Raw genomic sequence first — 21,902 nt, forward strand, 5'->3', positions numbered from 1 at the left:
CTGGAGGTCACAATGTCGATGCGCACAATAGCTCTGCTTTCCTGCCTTACTTTGGCACTCGCTGGATGCGCTGGTTCAAGCGAAGAGCATCCTCCTGCCACAATGCATGTCGACCTGCAAAAATACCAAGGCACATGGTACGAGCAAGCCCGGCTACCTATGTTCTTCCAGCGCAATTGCGAGCAGTCAGAAGCGCACTACGGCCTGCGTGACGACGGTCGCATCGACGTCACCAATCGTTGTAGAGAAAAGGATGGCGAGTGGAACGAGGCACGTGGCATTGCAGAGGCGCAGCAGCCCGGCAAAACAGACAAGCTCTGGGTGCAGTTCGATAACTGGTTTAGTCACATCGCACCAGGGGTAACCAAAGGTCAGTATTGGGTTCTGTACCACGACCCAGACTACCAGTTCGCACTGGTCGGCCATCCGAACCGAGAATATCTCTGGGTGCTTTCACGCGCGCCTCGAATCAACGGTGCCAGGCGCGAACAGCTGCTAGAGGTTGCCAAGCAGCAGGGCTATGACACGAGCAAGCTAATCTGGCGTCAGGCAGATCCGGCTCAGCCCTAGCCGAGCCGCACGGGTGCAATTTCCTGTCGCCCGCGCCGCAAGGTCTCATGCTCAAAATGGAGGGATTTGACTAGCGTCAAAGCCCTCACAAATCTGCTTACCTTGTAGTAAAACCAGGAATGCTTAGCCCCCCCTGATTGAAGCATTCTCAATGGTGGCAACCACCGTTCTAAATGACTATAGCGAAACTCGCATTCGAATTAATTGCTCCATTAAATGGTTCGTTCGATTTATTTGGTAATGTACCGCTGCTTCCACTCAGCATCAAAAATTACAATAATGACTCTCATTCTTTCCACATTTGAACAACATACTTGGGGTATTTCGCAACCACCTCATAGCTCCCAAATAAACTTTATGGCGTTTCGTGCATCGACTACGCTCAAATTAAATCAGGTTATGCAAACGGCTTGGCTCGTTAGACATAGGTGCATGGAGTTAACTTCAGAGGGAGTAAATGAAAGTACTAAGGCAGTAGGAGGTGTTTATGCGGTCAGTTTTAATGATCATCGTGACAGCGCTCAGCTGGCAGTTCGCCTACGCTGATGGCTGCCCAGACGATATCTCTACTTCCCAAGGCTCATTCAGTCTCCGGACCTTCATCATTCTTCATGGTGACCAGTCGTTGGCAACGGCGCGTAAACAACTAGAAACCAGCAGCAATCAGAATTGTGACACGACTGCCAAAAATGAAGCTTGCAAAGCTTCAAGAGAGGCCTTAGCCAAAGTAGTGGATACATTGACCGCATGTGCCAATCCGCAGTCTCAAAGCCAAAAAGCCGCTCGCACGCCAACCGCCAAAACTAACCAACCAAATAGTAAACAAAAGAGTGCTCAAGAACCTTCCAAATCCTCCATAAATAATGTATTGGCACAAAACGACCGACACAGTGAAAACAGCGCAAATGAAAATTTTAAAAGCAACGACGAAGCCAATGGTTGTTCGTACCTTACTCAATACGTGCCAGGAGCTTTTCACAAACTCAATACCTACGTCTGCATCGGAAACAGTACGAAAAGATGTGAAATAATGGGAAAAAATGCGAAACAGGAAGTTATTTACGATTGGCTAGCTGTCAGTGATACGTCATGTATTCACGGCGATGGATGGATTGATATAAACGCGGTAGAGCTTAACACCCTGAACTCTAGAAAAAATACAAAAGCTTTTAAGCCAGATTGAATGGTGACTTAATATTTTCATCTGCAAGTTCCAAAACAAGTAGGGTTAGCCCCGGTCGAAATCGTTAATACTAGCCAGGTGTTGAATTTCAATCGGCACTAACACCAGCCTAGGTACTTTGGCAAGATCACCTACATGGTGACCCCGCAATCTCGACCTCATGAACCCCCTTTAGGGAATTCATGTCCGGCCCCGAGAGAGACTACTCAGGCTAATTATACGGTGCCGCGGTTTTCGATCTCAAATAGACTCAAGAATTTCTCTGCGGCGCGCGGCGTATTCGTTCTGGTCGATGAGGTTGCGGTCTTTGAGGGAGACGAGTTTCTCTAGGCGCGCTTCGATATCGTTCGGAGCGCTGATGGCTGGCTTTTCAGACTGAAATTCTAAAGCACCGGCGCAAGCTGCATTGATGTCATTCATGAGCGCCACTTCGTCAAAAACCGTCTGGCCTTTATTGTCGCGCATGAGGTTCGAATAGATACGGCCCAACGCTAGCGTATGTTGACGCAGATCCGGGTTTCGAGGGTCCGATTTAAGATTGGCCAGGGAGTTGAGATACGCCTGTAGAGCTTCTTTTTTGTTTTGTCCGACAGCCCATGCCCAAAGGAGGACACCAGCAATTACGACAACCAAGATGACCCAAATCATGCGTACCACTCCTATAGTCCATTATGAGCGCAGCGATCTGCGCCGTAGTCATACTATAGTGCTATCATTGCATCAGTCACTATATAGTCATCGCAAAAAATTTTAACCCGCCGGAACCTTCGCGTATTCACAGTGAATACGCGAATGGTGGTAAATCACTGGCTGTCGCGAAGAGAGCGAAGTCTATTACAGTATTTGGAGTCTCACAGAGGACAGCTTTGGCCTGAGTTCGCTAATTGACGCTTCTACTTCCCACAGAACAACTGCATCTCAGACTCTATTTTTCCGCTATAACGGAACGCTCAAATCTTCAGAAATAAAGTTAAGTAATAGGTTGAATTTCAATAAAGTGATGTCATATTGACACCACCCAAATCGTGGGTGACAAAAGAAGACTCTACTATGCCTTTGCTTAAGAAAGCTGACCTTCGTTATGATTATAGCTGGAAGGTAACTGCTGGTGATGATCCCAAACTAATTGAGGCAGACGGCGATCACCTCAGCCGGAACGAAGGCTACGAAATGCTGGATTATCTAAATAATCTGGGGAAATTTAATGAAGGCAAAGATATCGTCTATGGCAAAGGTGAAGATATACAAAAGGATACTCGTTTGTATGTAGAGTGGATGTTGAAAAAGCATTTTAAATCCACTGCTCCTGGCCGTGGCACAATCACCAAATGGGTAAACGACAACTGGTGGGCTTTAAAGGAAAAATTTGTTTCTTTAGAGCCAGAAAAAGTAACAAAGTAACACATCAATCCTTGTCGCTCAGCTGGAAGCTTTCAGCTGAGCGCACATAACCTATTGCGCGATGAATGCTCATATCATAATGACGATTTGCATGCCCCTAACCCACGGCAAATTGGCTCGAATACTGAAGGTGCCTACATGACAAAATTAAAGACATACGCCGAGCTGATTGACAACATTTTTGGCCCGGGAACGGCGAATTTCAAGACTGACCCATCGACATCCAATAGTGTCGTGGGAGCAATTGCAAATACAGAAAACTATGGGGTATTCGCAAACAATTTTGAGTCACGTCTTCGCAGATTGAATTCCGCACTCATTGTTAACCAAAATCTTAAAAGCCCTATCATCAAAGCAGTTAATAACCTTGCAAAGCTTAACGGCTGGGAGGGTTATTACGCTGAACTGGTAGCTCTTGATTACTTTTTAAGTGACGAAGAGACTAAGCCTAATGATATTGAGACTGAAGTCATAGTCCCTGCATCTACTACTCTCGCTTCTGAGCTTGGCATGTGTAACATAGATTATGATATTTGCATACCATCTTTACGAATTGTTACTGATGTTAAAATTTTATCTAACAAAAGTGGTGGAATTTTAGAAGGCATCTTTAATGATTTTCGTAACGCAAAGGGAATAAGCCATCTCACAATCCAGGCTGAATATTCAGAGAACCAAGACTACAATGCTTTTCAAGAGCATCGCAGGGTTCTTTTAGATGAGTTAATTAAAGAAATTGACACGGCAGCAAGACCACCTATATTTCGCAGCAAGATCATAGAGGGGCTTTCATATCAATTCGCTTGGGAGGCTGGGGTAATTACATCGGTAAGCGAATACGACTCAAGAACGCATGCCTTAAACCATCAACGTCTGCTTGTCGCCCACGCAAAAAAATTCTCAAGGGTTGAGCCGACCATTATCATTTTCGTTGTATTTCCGTGGGCTAGCGAAAGAATAATGCTCTTCAGCGAGGCTAATATTGCCAAGCAATTCATTCATAATTTTGGCTCAATTTTCTTCGACGTATCAACAACCTCAAATATTGAAGCCCGACAGATAAACAAACTTATTAAATCTCCAATTAGCCTCGCCGAAGTCTCTCGGCATCTTTCAGGAATCTTGGTAATTGAGGACAAAAGCATCACAGTGACTGGCGACAGTAAGACAATTACCGACGCGAGCTATATTTTCAACGAAAATGCAATACACCCTCTTACTAGTGGTAAGTTCGAAAGCTATCTGAAACGAAGAAATGCTACAGATTTGGTCAATGTGACACTGGATTAGTCACCGCTCTATGCAAAAGCACTCAACTGATACCGTGCTTAGCTATTCGCGGAGTAATCTTCAATCGGAATGCTGCGCAGCAGGCCTCCATGCATTGGGTTGTAAATCAGCTAAGGCTCATAACAATGAACACTCATTTTCACAGAAATGCTCATCCCAACGAAGAGCGACCAGTTACGCATATGCCTACTCGCGCATACGCCCGCTTCGATCATCTAGAAGTCGACGCGCGCGCCGGATCCATTTTGTTGGCGTTCGACCTAGTCGACGCACAATGGCTCGACTTGGAGGGGCAACAAGAGCCGCTGTTGGATGCGGAACGGCCCGACGCCGCTGCAAAGGCTTGGAGTGAATGGAAACGACTTGCACCGTACGGCGCTCGTAATCCATTTGAAGCGATGCCGATATACCGCTTGGAGTTCGAACTCCACCACGGACACAGCCTATTCGGCCTACCGCCCCTTCCCTCCGCAAACGACTCCCGCGCCCTGAGTAATGCAGCTGCGGACCTTGAACAAATGTGGTTTGAGCTAGAGATTAACAATCAACGCGGACCCGGATTCATGTTGGCACAGCTCTATCCCGGACTGTTCGCTAGCCCAAGGCCCGCATTCGTGAAGGGAAAAATGCCGTCGTCGCGAAAGAATAAAGGGTTGTCCGCCATCTTTTCTCTAACACATCTGCCGACCATCTCCACGACGAAATTGGAAGATGAGCTTTCCAAAGCATCGGCCGATCTGTTGGCGGTGTATGACGTGGGTCAAGGCAATGCCAATGCGCTTTTGTCGACTAAAAGATACCGAGAACCTGGAGTACCGACTCACTATTACGATTTGGGTGCCGGCGTTTACAGAAATAAGCACACAACACCTCACCCGCTGGCGTTCTGCTTCACCAAAAAGCCGTCGATCATACTTTCCCACTGGGATGCCGATCACTGGGCAGGCGCCTACGCTGTGACCGTAAACAACGCTTATCCTGCGCTCCGGTGCAAGTGGATAGCCCCCCTTCAGGCGGTTGGTCCCCTGCATATAGCTTTCGCTATTGACGTCATCAGCAATGGTGGGGAATTCCTCATTTACACCCCACATCCAGGTGAGATCGGTAATGCGACATTATCGCCATATAGGCGTATCAGATTCATGCTCGGCAACGGCAGAGATCGCAATGGGACCGGGATCGTCCTAGCGGTTGAGGAACCTGACAATGTTCCCGCAAGGAGCTGGCTACTTACCGGCGATTGCGACTATCTTCACTTCGTGAAAGAACTAAAGCCGCTGCCACCAGTGGGCCTTGTCGCACCCCATCACGGTGCCAATCTGGACAGCAAAAGCCCTGTCCCTACACCACCGGGAGGAGTGACGTATAAGCGGTTAGCGTACTCGTTCGGTCCAGGGAACAAACATGGAACCGTACAGCACCCTACATCCCAAGGTGTAACGCTGCACAACAGCGCAGACTGGGATCACAACTATTGGAATCTTGTGACCCCGGGCTTCCCCACAGCCGGCGGCGACGTTCTGACGACCTGCGAACATGCACCCGGGACTTCGCGCGGCGGCGCATTGATCGGATGGGACAAGCCGCCTACCGGTTTTCTAGCACCCTGCCCCGGCTTGTGCTCCGCCCCGCTCAATCAAAGCTAGTTGCATACTTGTAGTTCACCCTGCCAAAAGTCGCATATTTGGGCCGAGGCAGGGTGCCCACCTGCGTTCTCGTTAACTTGCAACGGAATCGGAACGATCGCTACCTCTTGCCTAAGCAATTGATGTCATTGAGCCAGGCCCAGCAGCCTTTCACCCAAGATCAGACTTGAATAGGTCAGATAGGAATAGCGAACTTGAAAGCTTCACTACTCAACCGAAGTATTAGCGTACATCGACTCAATCCCAGCCACTTTCTGTCAAAGACCTGCCTCTAGGCTTGCGTAGACCTTCAAAGTGCGACGGCAACTTTTAGCAGATAACTTATGCATGTGAATGGCTTTTATCGGACAAAAGCCGCACTTCCCAACAGATAGAAATCAGCCAAAAAACCACACATTCTTTACAGCGGAGGAATTTGTATCGAATAATCTAATTCCTGAGGCTTTAACGATTAATATTTATTGTTTCTATTGCAAACAGGTATAGAGCGAACATACGAGTAAACCCTGAGGTGCCAAGAAGCTTAACGTTGATAGGATCGGGGACATTCGAAACGTACCAGAAAGTCACGCTCAGGCAAAAAGCCAATAACGTGCCTCCAATTACAGGTCCCCAACTTGCCAAATCGTGGTCAGCGAGCCCGCTGTTGAGTTGATGAACGAAGAGTACCCAAGAGATGACTATCACATAGGCAGCTATCACGAGGAAAGGCAGCATAAAGCTGATAGCGGAAAACGGGTTCGCGATTGGGCCTCCCCCTGGCGCAAATGTCGAAATTGACAACGCGGCAAAAACTATCAAGAGATGGCGAGATTTAATCTTACCTAAGGCATCCAATAAATCTTTTATCACCAATTGCACTCCTGATTTCCATAAATTCATGTCAACTCCTACATCCCAATCACCGTTGAAACACGCTAGATTGAGTGGCATACTTCGCATAATTCTTAGATCTAATAACTAATTACTACGACTTTTTTTCCATACTTCTGTCACTCGTATATTTCGGAAATTTGATGCAGTGCCTTTTGGATTTCTTGAAATTATTTCTCAGTTAATGAAGTCGCCGAAATGAGCCTTAACTTTTAGCCATTACCAAACCTATATGTGGACTGGCTTACCGCGACAGCAGATACTCCCATGTAAGCTAGAAAACTGGGGAGATAAGTGACGACCGCAATAGACCACCATTAAATGATTTGCGGATAATCCCCACATCCCTTGGTTTCACTTGAGTTAGGACAGTTCTTCAGAGGCCTTATGGCGAAGGGCTGACCGCTCTTGACCGATCGCGGTCAGCCACGAGGGACCGCTCCCGGCCAGAAGCGGACATTCGCGACCACCCATTATGAGATAATAGAACTCCATCGAAAAAATTATCTCGACGGTCGTTATTTGATACCCAAGATTATTTCCGCCCGCCTTTTGAATTAGTGCGCCTCGTCTTAGGGGTAGTGTCGCCCGAAGATGCGGGAACAGCGTCGATGAAGTTGAGTTTGTTTTTATCAGCAACCTTCATAAATTCACTAACAAATTTATAAAGCATGTCGGTTTCGACACTGCTAACTGGTGCCTCTGCGACGACACCACTATGCTCCGCGTCCCGTATAAATCCTGCCGACTTGAGCCTGAACTGACAAACCACTCCTGGAACGACTTCCATCGACAAAACCTTGGGAAGCAGTTTTGGCAACTCTTGGAAGGCCTTCTCATAATCTAACGAATCAAGCCATCGATATTCAGCCCATGATATGTCGCAAGGAGAAATTTCCTCCCAAGAAAAATTACTTTTTAGTGATTTTTCAATGCTTTTGACTGCCCGGGCCCAAGCAGGGTCCCAACAAGTCGGTCCACATAAGGCCGCAATTAGTCCGAACCAAACATAAATTGAAGGGCTACTTCTTACAATATCTTTCAATAAGAATGCATGAGAAGTTCCCCGGCCCACCAAGAAAGCAGCTAAAGCAATTTCCAACTCCGCTTGATCATCGAGGTCTCGTGGCCCTGCCAACCGAGAATGCCAATTTTTCGCGAAATTTCTAAAAGCAACAACACGATGTTCGGCGGAGTCACTTAACAACTCCATATAGTCCGTAATCGAAGGTTCATTGCCAAATAAATCTTTATTTCCCGAATGAGATGTTTTAAGCAGCTGTTCGGCTCCAGCGTCATCGTTCCAAGCGATACCTACTCTGCCCCAAATCGGTTGTAGAGATTTAATATGGATTAGCCGCTCAACAAACTTACGATCTGATGACAACGACTCCAAGCGGTTAATGCACTCCTGCGTTACATTATCGTCTCTATGAGAAATCGACGCTCTTGCCACCGAAAAGCTATATGTAGCAGTAGCACGCGATAGTGGAATCGACGGAACCGAACTATCCCCATCACTTTGCGCTAGCATCTCTCCAAGTATCACGGATGGCCATCGGTCAGGGCGTTGCCAAAAAACGTTACCTTGGCCCGCGGACTTTTTTACAGAGTCAAAATCAGCTCTACTTATCACTCGACAAAATTGGCTTAACGGAAAAGTTTCGGGAGCATATGTTTTAAGCCACGCAAATAATTCAAAAGGCTTTACTGACGGCAACACAATCAGATAGGGGGATGAGTAACCGTGCTGAGAACTCTGCGTAGGATAACCAAGAATCGCTCCCAGCCCGACAGACTCCACCGCTTCAATAGAATTCGTAGTGATGTGTGGGCTATTTAGCATTGAAAACAATGCATCCGGCAAATCATCCCGCGAAGAAAATGCGAACTTTAAATCTGTCATAGTTAATCATCCGGGAAAAGATTATCAAGACCAAATAAAACAGGCTTGGCAAACGCGGCCTCTACTTTAACTGTAGTATCCCCGCACCTATATACGTTCAGCGCTGTCTTAGCTCGCGTGACACCTGTATAGATAAGTTTCGTCCGTTTCAACGGAAACCTCGTTAGCCCCTCAGCACCAAATATATGTACACACCTAAACTCAGTTCCTTTTGAAGCATGCAGCGTCATAATATGAATCAGCGCTTGACTCGAAAAGGTCGCATTAGAATCTACTCCGTGGGTGCAAATTCGGTCTTTTAAATGAGTAGACTCAAGGTAATTCTTTACTTCAAGTCGGTCTTCTTGACGAGGGCAGAATATACCAACGGCCTCATCAGGAAACGCATCCAACTGAACCTCGATTAACTCAAGAATTTTATCCAGTTGTTCAGTCCGAGACTGAGACGGGTGCAGGATCGCTGAAGACGTCCCCTGAATTGCCGGATCATAGTTACAAGTAGACTCCAGCGTTGTACCTCCCTTTACTGGAGGCATTAATTTATCCGCCACCTTAGCAATTTCTTGTCCAATTCGAAAGTGACGTGTTAAACGATGTGTTTCCAGTCCGAGTGAATCAGCGGTAATCATGCCGTCCTGATTATAAATGCCTTGCCGATCATCGCCACATATACATACTTTGTCTGAAAGTTCCAACAAAGCGGCCAGCTCACCAACGGAAAGGTCTTGAGCTTCATCAACAAAGATAGCACTGTACATTTTATCTGACGGTCTAACTTCGTTCGCCGCTATCAATTTCTGCAACGCTTCAGTCCGAGCATCGTCATCGAAGTCCCCCTCACCCCACTTAACTTTACTTCCGAGATTAAGGTTTACATATTCAGCAAGCCAAGAATGAAACGTTTTAATTTGACTGGCTCTTACAAAGCCCTTTGCAACAGCTCCGCTCCGAATGAAGTCAGCAAGTGAACGAGTATAGGTTATGAATAGAATATCTTTTTCACCACTTCCTACCATGACCTCAGCACGCAAAAGGAGCAAATTGGTCTTTCCAGATCCCGGCGGCCCAGATAAGAGATAGCGCCCCTCCATTGGCAAGCCTATGAAGTCTTTTTGCGCTTGATCCATTTCCTTCTTGCTTCGCCACCAATTACTGTTCATTGCTCACCCTTTTAAATTCAATCTGCTTTCCATAAATTGATTCAATGGAGTCAACTGCTGAGTTGTGGGATTCAACTTCACTGATAGCAGTCCCTACAATATCTGCTATTGATTCAGCAATGAAACTGCCGGCATCGTCTATGGCATCATCCATTGAGGCGGTACCTATGAGATTAAGTGACTCTAGATTAACTGCCAGATCTGATTCTGGTTGACATATAAAGCCTGATACGAAAATATTGACGGATCTGGCATAAAGACCAATCTTCCAGTCAAAACTCATTTGAGTCACCACAGCAATAAGTTCGCTATGAGCAAACTGAAAGCTCACAACCTCTTTGTTACTAACTTTTAATTTGGAGAAGGATAAGGGCAAATCTGTTCCACAGACGGAAATCAACAACAATTTAACCTTGTCCGTCAATGCCTCTTGAAACCGATCACGATCAAAACTCAAAGTTCTCTCGGAATCAGCCTGCTTATTTGGCCTGGATTTCAATCGCGCTCGAAGTTTATTAAGACCTACATTATGCTCCTGCACCTCGAAATCTAACCAGTCTACAAGTGCCAGCCTAGCTTGCAGGTCCTTATTTAAGCACTTTGCCGCCAGAGACTTCAAATAAGCCAAGCGACTGGGATTTCCATCTTTAAAATTTGGTGAGTTTAGAAGAACTGCTTTTGCGACGAGCCAGCGATTACCTGCTTCTATTTCAGCCCTAAACAATGACTCCTTCATTATCAAGTCATGCAAAACTGCACCTACTTGATAAATATTAAGCCCCTGCCATAACTCACGCGAAGGCTCGTCCAAACGAAATAGATATTCAGGTGAACTATATTGTGCAGTAGCTAGAAATGGCCTTTGAGCACCTTGATCAGTATCAGCCGCCCCGGGGCCTGGATCAAATTCACGAACCACGCCCAAATCTAAAAGTTTTAGCTTTCCCCAACACTCTGATACGTGGATATTTTCCGGCTTAATATCTCGGTGCACTATGCCGTGTCCTTCTAAATACAGAACGGCACTGACCAGTTGGCGTATAAGTGCTTCGACAGAGGCATCAGGTACATCTTTCAATACCTCTTTTAACCTCGGCCATTCAACATACTCCATTTCAATGATGGCGGTATCACTGAAGTTTTCTATTGAAAAAGTTTGAACGAGATAGTCGCAGTCGTGACTTATGAGCCTGCGTTGGAGCCCTAGTCGTTCTTGCTCTTTCGAACCCTCTTCATCGCTAATGAATCGTGGATCGAAAACTTTGAAAGCTCGCTTTTCCTTACCATTGATTCCACGAAATACTGCCGCGGATCCACCGGCGGCGAGAAAATCAACCTCCCATCTTCGGTCGTCTCTTGAAAGGTACCGCTTAAGCGTGACCTGTAATTCATCAATTTTTTGTTGTGACAAATCTGGCATACCTAACTCCTTTAGGCACGGTCGCCTTGGTGGTGGCTACCGGCAACACGGTACAGATTGCCACTAATAATGGCAGTCTGCCAAACCTAAAGCCTGCACATCCTTCAACAATTTAATGCCCAGGAGCGGAGACGCCTCCCGATTGAGCTTCTTGCCTTCATTCCCCATCCGCCGCGGTCAATTCGAGCGAATGGCCAAATTTTCATACATGGGGGTGTTCGCCTAGGGCAGAGACGTGAAATGCCAGAAGCAATGGAGGGGAAAGCGTAGTAATGATGGAAACGCTAGGCGAGTAATCTGCTGCGCCAAAGCACAATCGAATACCGGGCTATTCCACCAAGGCATGTGTGGAGTGATGAGCGCGATTGGCCAACGATTATCGGAATCGATTTATGACCGATTGCTTTTGGTCCAAAAAAATCCGTTATTTCAAACCGCGTTCGGCCATTTTTTCCGCCCAGCCCCCGTCTCGTGATGGTCAGACTCAGTACAAATGACTGGTCTAGTTAGCGTTAGCATTTTGCGTTCATCACGATTGCCTTGCCTGAATGCTTCAGAGAGGAAACGATCTGGCTAAGAAGCTGAATGCTCAGTCAATAGATGTGATCCGAAATATGTATCCAGTCGCGAAGGGGCGATTGATTGTTCTGGATTGGTCGTCGGGTGGCGTATCTGCATAAGGGGCGCAGGTCCAGCGTCATATAACGGAGCCCCTTGGGACCACGTCCGCAGCAGAGCAGTTCGGATTGGCCGTCTCAGCGAAGGGCAGTCGGTACTTGGGCAACGTGGTCGATTCCAGTGGCTGCGCTACTGGCGCATGTTCAAGTATCAAAGTGCTATCATCGCCGTGGCCAAGTGTCATAAATCAGGAAAAAGCGAGCGTTGTATATGGCAAGGATGATTCCGGAGCATGGACCACACCACACTGAAAGCTACGGTGAGCGTCATCTGTACTCAGCACTCAAATCCCAGCTTCCTGACGATTACACCGTAATCCACAGCCTGCCATGGTTATGCTCCGCAATGAGCAAGCTTGACAACCGAGCAAGGCCGACAGGAGAGATCGATTTTCTAATAGTACATCCAGAAGATGGAGTCCTTGCCCTTGAGGTTAAGAGTGGTGTTTATCGAATCGAGAATTCTTTCTTTGTACATGTCCGCGATGGCTACAAGATAGATCCGCTCACTCAGACCAAAAAAAATATCCATGGATTTGCAACGTGGCTTGGTGCTGACCCGGCACTATGCCTGAGAATCGGATACGGGTTTATTTTTCCTGATTCGGATTTTAATCGGTCTAACATCCCAGGGATGTATGATACGCGATCCACCCCCTCTCAGTCCCTCTACATAGATTTTGAAGCGTATCCTGACGTCGCTCAGAAAATCATAGAACTCATGAAGTATTGGAAGAAGGCACTTTTAAATACTGATTTAGGTCCTACCAAAACAAAAAAACTAATTGACTACCTTGCGCCAAAAATAGATGGTCAGCCTCAGTGGGCGAGTCGAATTCGTTATGACAATAAAGTATGGCTTCAGCTGACGAGCGAGCAAAGTTTGGTCGTCCGATCAGTACTAAGGAACAAAGACTCTTTAATCACAGGCTGGCCAGGTACTGGGAAAACCTTGATAGCTATCGACGCTGCTAGGAAACTCTCCGAGGGAGGCAAGCAGGTATTGGTCCTCTCATTCAACGCGAGGCTCACGGAGCATATTCGGGTGCAGCTTGAAGGGTATCGAGCCTGCAAAGTGATGACTTGGCACGGGCTCTGCCGTCAAGCAGCGAATGCGCTGAACCATCTGTCGGTAGGAGAGGAATGGTACAAGGTTAAATGCTTAGAAGATCTCGATATTGCAATTCAGAAAGGATTGCTAGGAGAGTATGACGCCCTGGTTGTAGACGAATCGCAGGCGCTAGCAGAATCTTGGTGCAAGACGCTTGTAAGCTGGTTTACTGGGAAACCAAAAGCGTTCTTCTGCGACGAAACTCAAGTATTTAAATTCGAGCGCAATGGCGTTACCTTAAATGGTTTGAGTGCTATTTTAGGAGTTGACGCTTTTCCGCTAACGATTATCTTACGTATGCCGAAAGCAGTTACTGAAATTCTTTCAGAGGTGGTTCCTCCCAAAATACAGCTGTCCTCGCCACGAGTAGCTGAACCGGAAACCGCGCTTGAAATAATCACATTAAACCCGTGCGATGAACTTTTACGAATTAAGTCTGAGTTGGTCGCGGCTGGCGTCGGTTCCGAGGACATCGTCGTTCTGACAGGACCGATAATTGATAGACAATATTCTGATTTTTTGAAGACGCAGAAACTAGCCACCGAAAATATCGCAAAATTTCGTGGTTTAGAAGCTCCTGTTGTTATTGTTTTGGGGGCAGAAGCATTAGATACAGCCGAGCTATTTAGCGCGTATTCCCGCGCAACTACGAAATTTGTAGCTATTTACAACGCTCATAATCGTCAATGGAGAGGCCGCCTAGACTTTCAATCGCGGTTGCAGGGAAAACCCGAAAGTGCAGAAATCCTGAAAACAGCTCAAGTACCTCTTCGCATTAGAAATATCGTGGCGCGTTGCACTTCTATTAGATCGTTAGGCATGAAGAGCTTAGATGTAATGTGGGCTGAGGATTGGGGCGCAATGTTGGTTGAGTTCAAAGCGCATGAAACTCAACTCACTCTATGGATTAATTACCTATCTCGAACCATCTCTCACCCTATTTTCATTTGGTACGGAACCACTCTCACGAAATTTTACATGGTAGCTCCCGAGTTGAATGGTGAAATTGAATCGTGTGGTCACTACTCTCTGACGATGGAAGATTGCAAGGCATGCGGCTCACTTACTCCGCATACTGACACTGCAAACATAAAGTGCGCACTTTGCTATACTTTGGAGAGCAGGCTGTTGCCTCCCGACGAGGACCTCATCGACCAAATATCTTTGTATGATGCAGTTATCACCTCGCAGCTGCCGGCAGATAAGGCTCTACAATTACGACCCCATCTGCCTTTAGAGGTGGCAGCAGTAGCAGCTTTGATGCGCGCTAACAAAAATAAAGTTCGAAATAATGTCCTCTTGGTCCAACTGCCGTCAGGACGAAACCTGTATACAACCGCGTTCGTATTTGCACAATCCAGAATTGCAGTCTGCGAGACTAATACAACAATGTCGGTAGATGTGCTTGCCGATGAAATTTACTATCGGTATAGGGTATTAGAGCAGATTTCTCCAGCAGAGTGGCGTTCAATTGTTGCGAGCGCCTTTGCCACTTTCAAACAAAAAGGGTATGTGGTCAGAATTGGTAAAAAGCTATATCAGCCCGTGGAGGATGACGATGCTCCAGTACCTAAGAGATATGCTAATGATTGATGAAAATAAGTGTATAGGGCTTTTCCTCACACCACAGTAAGTCCAGTAGTGGCCAAATGAACTAAGTATCTACAAAATTCCGCACCATGGCTCCAGCCACTCAAACGGAGTCTAGTCGAAAGACGGAAGCCCAAACTCATCGAGAAATCTAGCGAGAACAGCGTGCTCTTCATGGGAGGTTGGGGTATGACAATGCTGGGCTTTCCCACGCAGATCGACCTCCCAACTTTGGTACCAGTTATCCACAGGCCCCACATAAACAGCCGGCCGGTCTGGAAACTGGTCTCCAGTAAGATCAACAACCAGCGAAGAAATTAACAACCAGATGTGAGACTTGCCGTCTCGATAGGCACTCACGGACTCAGCTTCTGGTCCGCTCGGATAACTATTCAGGTAGTCGCCTAAGAGTTCCGAAGTGACGCCGCAACAGCCACGGGGAAAATCCGCCATGTGCCTTGGCAGTAATCCCAAATTTCTCTGTAATTCAAGCGACGCTCGAAAATTGTGCGCGAGCTGTATTAAATCATCCATCAGCCGACTCCCCCAATCTTTAGCTCAGCCGATTCCATTCGGCGAAATGTAAATTCTCATGCGAGGGTCCGAAAGCCTGCGGAAAAGCTAAGGTCCAGCGTACGTTGATACTGGACTAATACAACGTCGCGCGAGTGAACACTTATCGACCTGCAATCTATCGTTTGGCCCCGTCGTGAATACCCAGTAGCTCACTTAGGCGAATTGCTTTGTGCCATTCATTCAGTCGCCGTCGAAGGTGTGTCGAAGTGTTATGCCGAAAGGAGGCGATACGTTCGGGCCTTTCACGCCTGGGCGTCAATTCAATCACCTTCGCTTCAATCCGTTCAGGGGCATTCTCAAACCATGGGTACTTACTCAGTACTCGGGTTCGAAGGTCGCTCATTGCGAACCTGCCTCGCGTCAGCCGCCGCACCCGCCGTTCGATTTCGTCCTCGCTCAACGGCCCCCCATCTTGGCTAGTGAACAGTAGCGAGTCGGGCTGTCTCCTACTGGTAAACAGGTGCTGGCGCAGCAGGTGAAGGCGCATCAAACGCATGATCGGTGGCGACAGTGGCAGCAGTCCACCGCCAAGCAGCCGCCACACTTCGGCAGCCAGGTCAAATTCACTCCGGCGCGCCGCCAAGATCGTCTTCAACGGCAGGCCATAAGCCAGCGCCAGCAGTGCGACCAGCATCGCAGGTCGATCATCGCCACCCATGTCGATAAGCAACTCCGCCGGCTCATAAAACATGGCATTAGGCCCAACCATCCAACGCATAGATCCCCCCGTCATAATTCAGTGCTAAGGGGTAGTCGCTCTACCACCGGCAGCGCCTAGAGCGTAGACCAGTGTCATTGGGGGGGCGGGTTTTCGAGTTGACCTACGGGAATTAGGTTTGCCCATCGCTGGGCAGGCTTAACTGCATCCGAGAGTCAGAACTGCCAACACCAGTGGGACTGTCCACCGCATCGTAATTTCCAATTGGCAGCTGCTTTGGAGGTGAGCCCAAACTAGCTCACCTATCACTTTGACTTATTTAACCTGGAACGGACACAGGCCCCACTCAGATCCTTTTCTCAACAGATGCAAACCGTAGCCCCAAGCTTCCGATCCATCGGCTCATTCGTGAATCTCTGATCAATCAGCCATTCTGAACGCCTATCGAGTTGTGTCGCTCGAAACATCGCCTGGCAATCGAACCACCTACCGCACCCAATCACACCGCAGAGAATAAAAATCGCCTTGGCTTGATAGGTCAAGGTGGCGACTGAGGCTCTCTGAGGCCACAGGAGACGCTGAAGACTTAACCAGCATCATGTATCGTGTTTTGGCAGTGAACACGCTGTAGCGCATGTGAGGTGGCTTGATGGGGTCGTGGAATGGAAGGGACTAACGTTACATTTCTCTGAAAACCCGTGAACCGATTTTTGGAGGCAAAACGAAGAAAGCGTTACATTTGGGGTGAATCGAGGGGATAAATGCGGGAGCGTTACATTTTTTTGGTTTTCGAGGATTTTTGAAGGAAAGCACTTATGTTCAGGCAGCGATAAATTCTTGTAAATACTGGTTTTTCTGGTCTAAAATCAAGTTTTTCCTATAGAGATCTATAGTGTTACATATATAGATCTTAAGGGGTAAGTCGCAGGTAAAGCGATCACACAACACCACCGCGCCACGGGCCAGCGCCGGGCGGATCACGCCGGCCAGATGCTGGGCACGCGCGGCAAACACCAGCAACAACTCGGTGTCCGGGTCCATGGTTTCATCGACCGGCGCCAACAACACTTCGCGAATCTTCTCGGCCAAAGGCGTGCCGCCCGGCTCGCGGGTCAGCACCACCTCGATACCGGCGGCGCGCAGGCGCTCGGCCAGGTATTCACGATTGGTGCTCTTGCCGGCGCCTTCAGGGCCTTCCAGGGTAATAAACAAGCCAGTCACAGGCAGTCCTTAGTCAGAATCATTGCGGGCTTTGCGGCGCGGTTGCGTCTGGTTCGGGCGCAGGCGCAGCAGCGGGCTCTTTGGCAGGTTCTTCAGCCGGTTCTTGGGTTGGCTCCTGCGTCGGCTCTTGAGCCGGTGGTTGAACCGGCTCTTGCGGCGTCACTGGTGGCAAAGCCTCGGGGGCTGTGTCGGGCGAAGCCGCCGGGACCGGCGCCGGCTCATTCGTCGCCTCTGGCGCGGTGACCGGTGCCGGACTGGAGCGATAATCGGCGCGGCGTTTGAGCTGGAATTCGCGCACTGCGTTGTTATGAGCGTCCAGATCATCGGAGAACACATGGCTGCCATCGCCGCGTGCGACAAAATACAGGCTGTTGCCAGCCACCGGATTCAACGCTGCGTGGATCGCTTCGCGGCCGACCATCGCAATCGGCGTCGGCGGCAGGCCGGCGATCACGTAGGTATTGTAAGGGGTCGGTTCCTTGAGATGCGCGCGGGTCAACTTGCCGTTGTAACGATCACCCAGGCCGTAGATCACGGTCGGATCAGTCTGCAACAGCATGCCCATTTCCATGCGCCGCACGAACACCCCAGCGATCTGCCCACGCTCCTGCGGTACGCCGGTTTCCTTTTCCACCAGCGAAGCCATGATCAGCGCTTGATAAGGTTCGGTATACGGCACGTCCGCCGCGCGCTGCCCCCACTCCTTGGCGAGGACTTCATCCAGGCGATCGTAAGCTTTTTTCAGCAGCTCGGCGTCCGTCATGCCCCGCACAAACCGGTAGGTGTCCGGGAAGAATCGCCCTTCCGGAAAGATCCCGGGGTGACCGAGCCTGTCCATCACTTCGCTATCGCTCAAGCCGTTCAACGTCTGCTCGAGCTTTTCATCCTTGGCCAGGGCCAAACGGACCTGATGAAAATTCCAGCCTTCGACCAGCGTCAGGCTGTACTGAACCATTTCCCCGCGCTTCCACAGGTCGATCAGGCTTTCAACGGTCATGCCGGGCTGCATGCGGTACTCACCTTTGTGCAGCGGTTGCCCGGCCAGATTGAAGCGCCAATACACACGCAACCAGAAAGCGTCCTTGATGACGCCATCGGCTTCGAGTCGATAGAAAGTGCGGGTGGGTGTCGTGCCTTTGGGCACGTCCAGCAGTTCTTCCTGGGTAATGTTCAGCGGCTGTTCCAGCGCCGAATGGATTTTCCAGGCCGAAGCGCCCAGACATAGCCCTGCCAGAACCAGGCCGGTTTCCAGCAACAGCAAGAATTTACGTCTCACGTATCAAGCATCCAGTAGCGCGCGGGCAATGGTTTGGAGTTTACGGGTGAGCGGCCCAACCGACCAGCTCAGTGCTGCATAGGCGCGCACCGGCCAAACGCCATACACGCTATTGCAGACAAAGACTTCGTCAGCCCATTGCAGCTGCTCGAGGGTGATGTCGGTGATTTGCGTGGGGATCCCCAGCGACTCGGCTTGAAACAATAATTCAGCACGCATCACGCCGGCAACGCCGCAGCGTTTGAGATCGGCGGTGATCAACACGCCATCGCGGACCAGGAACAGATTACTGAACACGCCTTCGATCACGCGCCCGGCCTGATCGAGCATCAAGCCTTCGGCATGCTCGGTGTCTTGCCATTCGGAACGTGCAATGACTTGCTCAAGACGGTTCAGGTGTTTGAGCCCGGCGAGCAAGGGTTGTCTGGCCAATCGTGTGGTGCAGGGAAAGAGGCGAACGCCCTGCTCTCCATGAACCGCAGGATAAGCAGCAGGAGGATTGCCTTGCAGAATACGTCGGGCCTGAGCCGAAGGATCGGGGGCATAACCGCGCAAGCTGTCGCCGCGAGTGAGGATGAGTTTAAGCACACCTTCACCCAGAGCTGCGGCGTAGGCCTGCAGCTCGCTGCGGATCAGCGCGTGAACTGCCGTGATCGCCAGGCGCGAACAGCCATCCGCCAGACGCGACAAATGCCGGTCCAGCAACAGCGGCTGGCCGCCGCGCACGGCGATGGTCTCGAACAGACCATCGCCGTAGGCCAGGCCGCGATCCTTCAGCGACAACGCGTCAGCCGGCTGACCGTCGACCCAGCTGTCCATCAGTCAGCGAACCGGCGGAACACCAGCGAGCCGTTGGTACCGCCAAAACCGAAGGAGTTGGACAGCACCACATCGATATCCATGTTGCGCGCGGTGTGCGGCACGAAATCGAGATCACAGCCTTCGTCCGGCTCATCGAGGTTGATGGTCGGCGGTGCCACCTGGCTGTTGATCGCCAGCACACTGAAGATCGCTTCGACCGCACCTGCCGCACCCAACAGGTGACCAGTCATGGACTTGGTCGAACTGACCGCCAGTTTGTAGGCGTGATCGCCGAACACCGACTTGATCGCACAGGCTTCGGCGAGGTCGCCGGCCGAAGTCGAGGTGCCGTGGGCGTTGATGTACTGGACTTGATCGCTATTGATCTTTGCGTCGCGCAGGGCGTTGGTAATGCAACGTGCAGCACCGGCACCGTCCGCCGGCGGCGAAGTCATGTGGTACGCGTCGCCGCTGGTACCGAAGCCGATCAGCTCGGCATAGATGGTCGCGCCGCGAGCCTTGGCGTGTTCCAGCTCTTCCAGAACCAGCGCACCGGCACCGTCGGACAGGACGAAGCCGTCACGACCCTTGTCCCACGGACGGCTGGCGCGGGTCGGCTCGTCGTTGCGGGTCGACAGTGCGCGAGAGGCTCCGAAGCCACCCATGCCCAGACCGCAAGCGGCCATCTCGGCGCCGCCGGCAATCATCACGTCGGCTTCGTCGTACATGATGTTGCGTGCCGCCATGCCAATGCAGTGCGTACCGGTGGTACACGCGGTGGCGATGGCGTAGTTAGGTCCCTGTGCACCCAAATGGATCGACAGGAAACCGGAAATCATATTGATGATCGAGCCAGGCACGAAAAACGGAGAGATCCGTCGTGGGCCGGAATCATGCAGCGTGCGGCTGGTTTCTTCGATATTGGTCAGACCGCCAATACCCGAACCCATGGCCACGCCGATGCGTTCACGGTTGGCGTCGGTGACTTCAAGACCTGCGTTACGCACAGCCTGGAAACCGGCGGCCAGACCGTACTGAATGAACAGGTCGAGCTTGCGAGCTTCCTTGACCGACAGGTATTCCTCGACATTGAAGCCCTTTACCGAGCCGCCAAAACGGGTGGAATAGGCAGAAAGGTCGGTGTGTTCGATCAGACCAATGCCACTGCGGCCAGCCAGAATGCCCTGCCAACTGCTTGGCACATCCGTGCCCAGTGGCGACAACATACCCATACCGGTGACTACGACGCGTCTACGCGACACAGCACTCTCCTTTTTTCAAATGACGACTTTGCATCAGGCCTAAAGAAAAAACCGCACGCCATGATGGCAGTGCGGTTTTTCCATGACAGCAAGCAACGATTACAAACTATTACGCCTGGTGGCTAGTAACGTAGTCGATTGCAGCTTGTACAGTAGTGATCTTCTCAGCTTCTTCGTCAGGGATTTCGGTCTCGAATTCCTCTTCCAGAGCCATCACCAGCTCAACGGTGTCAAGGGAGTCGGCACCCAGGTCTTCAACGAAGGAAGCAGTGTTGACCACTTCTTCTTCTTTAACGCCCAGTTGCTCGGCAACGATTTTCTTGACGCGCTCTTCGATGGTGCTCATACCTTGTTTTCACTCCTAATGGACAAATTCAGGCAGCTGGCCAGTGGGTAAGTGTATAGAAAGACTTTTCAGTTTTTCAACTGAAAGCTTCACTCCTCAAACCCTGTAGCCCTCTGCCTATAAATAGATTGCAGCTTTATAACGGATTTTAGACAGCTCGTATGACATTTTTTTGAAGCAATCCGTCACATTTAACTCATGTACATCCCGCCGTTCACCGGGATTGTAGCCCCAGTAACGTAAGCCGCACCGTCGGACGCAAGAAAAGCGACCACAGACGCGATCTCTTGAGCTTGCCCCAGACGGCCCAGCGGAATTTGCGTCTGCAAGGCTTCACGCTGTGCCTCGGGCAGTTCGCGGGTCATATCGGTGTCGATGAACCCAGGGGCCACCGAGTTTACCGTAATCGAACGCGAACCGACTTCACGCGCCAGGGCACGACTGAAACCTTCCAGGCCTGCCTTGGCGGCAGCGTAGTTTACTTGGCCTGCGTTGCCCATGGCACCCACTACCGAGCCAATACTGATAATTCGTCCCCAACGGGCTTTGGTCATGCCGCGTAAAACGCCCTTGGACAGCCGGAACAGACTGTTCAGGTTGGTATCGACGACGTCATGCCATTCGTCATCTTTCATGCGCATCATCAGGTTATCGCGGGTGATACCGGCATTGTTGACCAGGATCGCCGGCGCACCGAACTGCTCCTGGATGCTCGCCAGCACCGCCGCAACGGATTCGTCGCTGGTGACATCGAGTTCAAGGCCAGTGCCTTGAATACCGTTTTCCTTCAGGGTAGCGGCTATGCGTTCGGCACCCGAAGCGGATGTCGCGGTGCCCACAACGATGGCACCCTGACGACCCAGTTCCAGGGCGATGGCCTGGCCGATACCGCGGCTCGCACCGGTGACCAGTGCAACTTTACCTTGCAGACTCAT

18 protein-coding genes and 1 pseudogene are annotated in these 21,902 nt (G+C 50.0%); 6 read left to right on the forward strand and 13 right to left on the reverse strand.

Features of this window, described 5'->3' with window-relative positions:
• The first annotated feature begins 12 nt into the window (after positions 1-12).
• Both KJF94_RS18775 and KJF94_RS18780 read left to right on the forward strand, forming a co-directional pair.
• Positions 13-570 (forward strand): lipocalin family protein, encoded by a 558-nt coding sequence (locus KJF94_RS18775; RefSeq protein ID WP_214377806.1) that lies wholly within the window; start codon positions 13-15, stop codon positions 568-570.
• A gap of 487 nt (positions 571-1,057) precedes the next feature.
• The gene (locus tag KJF94_RS18780) at positions 1,058-1,753 is read left to right on the forward strand and encodes a hypothetical protein (RefSeq protein ID WP_214377808.1); all 696 of its coding nucleotides are present in this window, start codon (positions 1,058-1,060) and stop codon (positions 1,751-1,753) included.
• A gap of 240 nt (positions 1,754-1,993) precedes the next feature.
• Here the strand turns inward: KJF94_RS18780 and KJF94_RS18785 are convergent, their stop codons facing one another.
• Positions 1,994-2,401 carry an SHOCT domain-containing protein gene (locus tag KJF94_RS18785; RefSeq protein WP_214377810.1) on the reverse strand — a complete coding sequence of 136 codons (408 nt, stop codon included), beginning with the start codon at positions 2,399-2,401 and terminating at the stop codon, positions 1,994-1,996.
• Between the two features lie 402 nt (positions 2,402-2,803).
• On the opposite strand from KJF94_RS18785, the gene KJF94_RS18790 reads away from it, so the two are divergent.
• From KJF94_RS18790 to KJF94_RS18800, 3 genes are all read left to right on the forward strand, one after another.
• Complete coding sequence (locus KJF94_RS18790) at positions 2,804-3,154, forward strand: hypothetical protein (protein ID WP_214377812.1); 351 nt, start codon at positions 2,804-2,806, stop codon at positions 3,152-3,154.
• Positions 3,155-3,292: 138 nt separating this feature from the next.
• On the forward strand, positions 3,293-4,444 hold the full coding sequence (locus KJF94_RS18795; protein WP_214377814.1) for a hypothetical protein: 1,152 nt from the start codon (positions 3,293-3,295) through the stop codon (positions 4,442-4,444).
• Between the two features lie 125 nt (positions 4,445-4,569).
• Positions 4,570-6,090, forward strand: coding sequence for a ComEC/Rec2 family competence protein (locus tag KJF94_RS18800; RefSeq protein WP_214377816.1), 1,521 nt, complete (start codon positions 4,570-4,572; stop codon positions 6,088-6,090).
• Between the two features lie 444 nt (positions 6,091-6,534).
• Here KJF94_RS18800 and KJF94_RS18805 read toward each other — a convergent pair whose 3' ends face one another.
• The 4 genes from KJF94_RS18805 to KJF94_RS18820 all read right to left on the reverse strand — a co-directional run bounded on the left by KJF94_RS18805 (position 6,535) and on the right by KJF94_RS18820 (position 11,449).
• The gene (locus KJF94_RS18805; RefSeq protein WP_214377818.1) at positions 6,535-6,972 is read right to left on the reverse strand and encodes a hypothetical protein; all 438 of its coding nucleotides are present in this window, start codon (positions 6,970-6,972) and stop codon (positions 6,535-6,537) included.
• A gap of 526 nt (positions 6,973-7,498) precedes the next feature.
• Positions 7,499-8,869, reverse strand: a complete 1,371-nt coding sequence (locus tag KJF94_RS18810) for a hypothetical protein (RefSeq protein WP_214377820.1) — start codon at positions 8,867-8,869, stop codon at positions 7,499-7,501.
• A 2-nt stretch (positions 8,870-8,871) separates the two neighbouring features.
• Positions 8,872-10,029 (reverse strand): ATP-binding domain-containing protein, encoded by a 1,158-nt coding sequence (locus KJF94_RS18815; protein WP_214377821.1) that lies wholly within the window; start codon positions 10,027-10,029, stop codon positions 8,872-8,874.
• Entirely contained in the window at positions 10,019-11,449 is a 1,431-nt protein-coding gene (locus KJF94_RS18820; RefSeq protein WP_214377823.1) for a protein kinase domain-containing protein, read from the reverse strand. The genes KJF94_RS18815 and KJF94_RS18820 overlap by 11 nt, the downstream gene beginning before the upstream one ends.
• Before the next feature lie 888 nt (positions 11,450-12,337).
• On the opposite strand from KJF94_RS18820, the gene KJF94_RS18825 reads away from it, so the two are divergent.
• Positions 12,338-14,830, forward strand: a complete 2,493-nt coding sequence (locus KJF94_RS18825; RefSeq protein WP_214377825.1) for a nuclease-related domain-containing DEAD/DEAH box helicase — start codon at positions 12,338-12,340, stop codon at positions 14,828-14,830.
• Positions 14,831-14,941: 111 nt separating this feature from the next.
• Here KJF94_RS18825 and KJF94_RS18830 read toward each other — a convergent pair whose 3' ends face one another.
• From KJF94_RS18830 to fabG, 8 genes and pseudogenes are all read right to left on the reverse strand, one after another.
• Positions 14,942-15,361 carry a hypothetical protein gene (locus KJF94_RS18830; RefSeq protein ID WP_250548180.1) on the reverse strand — a complete coding sequence of 140 codons (420 nt, stop codon included), beginning with the start codon at positions 15,359-15,361 and terminating at the stop codon, positions 14,942-14,944.
• Positions 15,362-15,518: 157 nt separating this feature from the next.
• Positions 15,519-16,121, reverse strand: coding sequence for a hypothetical protein (locus tag KJF94_RS18835; RefSeq protein ID WP_214377827.1), 603 nt, complete (start codon positions 16,119-16,121; stop codon positions 15,519-15,521).
• Positions 16,122-16,988: 867 nt separating this feature from the next.
• A pseudogene (tmk, locus tag KJF94_RS18840) lies at positions 16,989-17,282 on the reverse strand (dTMP kinase); the annotation flags it as partial.
• A gap of 19 nt (positions 17,283-17,301) precedes the next feature.
• Positions 17,302-18,558, reverse strand: coding sequence for an endolytic transglycosylase MltG (gene mltG, locus KJF94_RS18845; protein WP_214377829.1), 1,257 nt, complete (start codon positions 18,556-18,558; stop codon positions 17,302-17,304).
• Between the two features lie 3 nt (positions 18,559-18,561).
• Entirely contained in the window at positions 18,562-19,377 is an 816-nt protein-coding gene (gene pabC, locus KJF94_RS18850; RefSeq protein WP_214377831.1) for an aminodeoxychorismate lyase, read from the reverse strand.
• A complete protein-coding gene (fabF, locus tag KJF94_RS18855; RefSeq protein ID WP_084322981.1) occupies positions 19,377-20,621 on the reverse strand; it encodes a beta-ketoacyl-ACP synthase II in 1,245 nt (414 codons plus the stop codon). Before fabF ends, pabC begins: the two co-directional genes overlap by 1 nt.
• Before the next feature lie 109 nt (positions 20,622-20,730).
• A complete protein-coding gene (gene acpP, locus KJF94_RS18860; protein ID WP_003175607.1) occupies positions 20,731-20,967 on the reverse strand; it encodes an acyl carrier protein in 237 nt (78 codons plus the stop codon).
• A 191-nt stretch (positions 20,968-21,158) separates the two neighbouring features.
• Positions 21,159-21,902 carry a 3-oxoacyl-ACP reductase FabG gene (fabG, locus tag KJF94_RS18865; protein WP_214377833.1) on the reverse strand — a complete coding sequence of 248 codons (744 nt, stop codon included), beginning with the start codon at positions 21,900-21,902 and terminating at the stop codon, positions 21,159-21,161.

It is taken from the genome of Pseudomonas hormoni (genome assembly GCF_018502625.1).
Taxonomy (GTDB): domain Bacteria; phylum Pseudomonadota; class Gammaproteobacteria; order Pseudomonadales; family Pseudomonadaceae; genus Aquipseudomonas; species Aquipseudomonas hormoni.

Excerpts from the sequence above, each read along its gene's own strand:
- KJF94_RS18775 (WP_214377806.1), top strand. The coding sequence starts at position 13 with ATGTCGATGCGCACAATAGCTCTGCTTTCCTGCCTTACTTTGGCACTC.
- KJF94_RS18780 (WP_214377808.1), top strand. The coding sequence starts at position 1,058 with ATGCGGTCAGTTTTAATGATCATCGTGACAGCGCTCAGCTGGCAGTTC.
- KJF94_RS18785 (WP_214377810.1), bottom strand. The coding sequence starts at position 2,401 with ATGATTTGGGTCATCTTGGTTGTCGTAATTGCTGGTGTCCTCCTTTGG.
- KJF94_RS18790 (WP_214377812.1), top strand. The coding sequence starts at position 2,804 with ATGCCTTTGCTTAAGAAAGCTGACCTTCGTTATGATTATAGCTGGAAG.
- KJF94_RS18795 (WP_214377814.1), top strand. The coding sequence starts at position 3,293 with ATGACAAAATTAAAGACATACGCCGAGCTGATTGACAACATTTTTGGC.
- KJF94_RS18800 (WP_214377816.1), top strand. The coding sequence starts at position 4,570 with ATGAACACTCATTTTCACAGAAATGCTCATCCCAACGAAGAGCGACCA.
- KJF94_RS18805 (WP_214377818.1), bottom strand. The coding sequence starts at position 6,972 with ATGAATTTATGGAAATCAGGAGTGCAATTGGTGATAAAAGATTTATTG.
- KJF94_RS18810 (WP_214377820.1), bottom strand. The coding sequence starts at position 8,869 with ATGACAGATTTAAAGTTCGCATTTTCTTCGCGGGATGATTTGCCGGAT.
- KJF94_RS18815 (WP_214377821.1), bottom strand. The coding sequence starts at position 10,029 with ATGAACAGTAATTGGTGGCGAAGCAAGAAGGAAATGGATCAAGCGCAA.
- KJF94_RS18820 (WP_214377823.1), bottom strand. The coding sequence starts at position 11,449 with ATGCCAGATTTGTCACAACAAAAAATTGATGAATTACAGGTCACGCTT.
- KJF94_RS18825 (WP_214377825.1), top strand. The coding sequence starts at position 12,338 with ATGGCAAGGATGATTCCGGAGCATGGACCACACCACACTGAAAGCTAC.
- KJF94_RS18830 (WP_250548180.1), bottom strand. The coding sequence starts at position 15,361 with ATGGATGATTTAATACAGCTCGCGCACAATTTTCGAGCGTCGCTTGAA.
- KJF94_RS18835 (WP_214377827.1), bottom strand. The coding sequence starts at position 16,121 with ATGCGTTGGATGGTTGGGCCTAATGCCATGTTTTATGAGCCGGCGGAG.
- pabC (WP_214377831.1), bottom strand. The coding sequence starts at position 19,377 with ATGGACAGCTGGGTCGACGGTCAGCCGGCTGACGCGTTGTCGCTGAAG.
- acpP (WP_003175607.1), bottom strand. The coding sequence starts at position 20,967 with ATGAGCACCATCGAAGAGCGCGTCAAGAAAATCGTTGCCGAGCAACTG.
- fabG (WP_214377833.1), bottom strand. The coding sequence starts at position 21,902 with ATGAGTCTGCAAGGTAAAGTTGCACTGGTCACCGGTGCGAGCCGCGGT.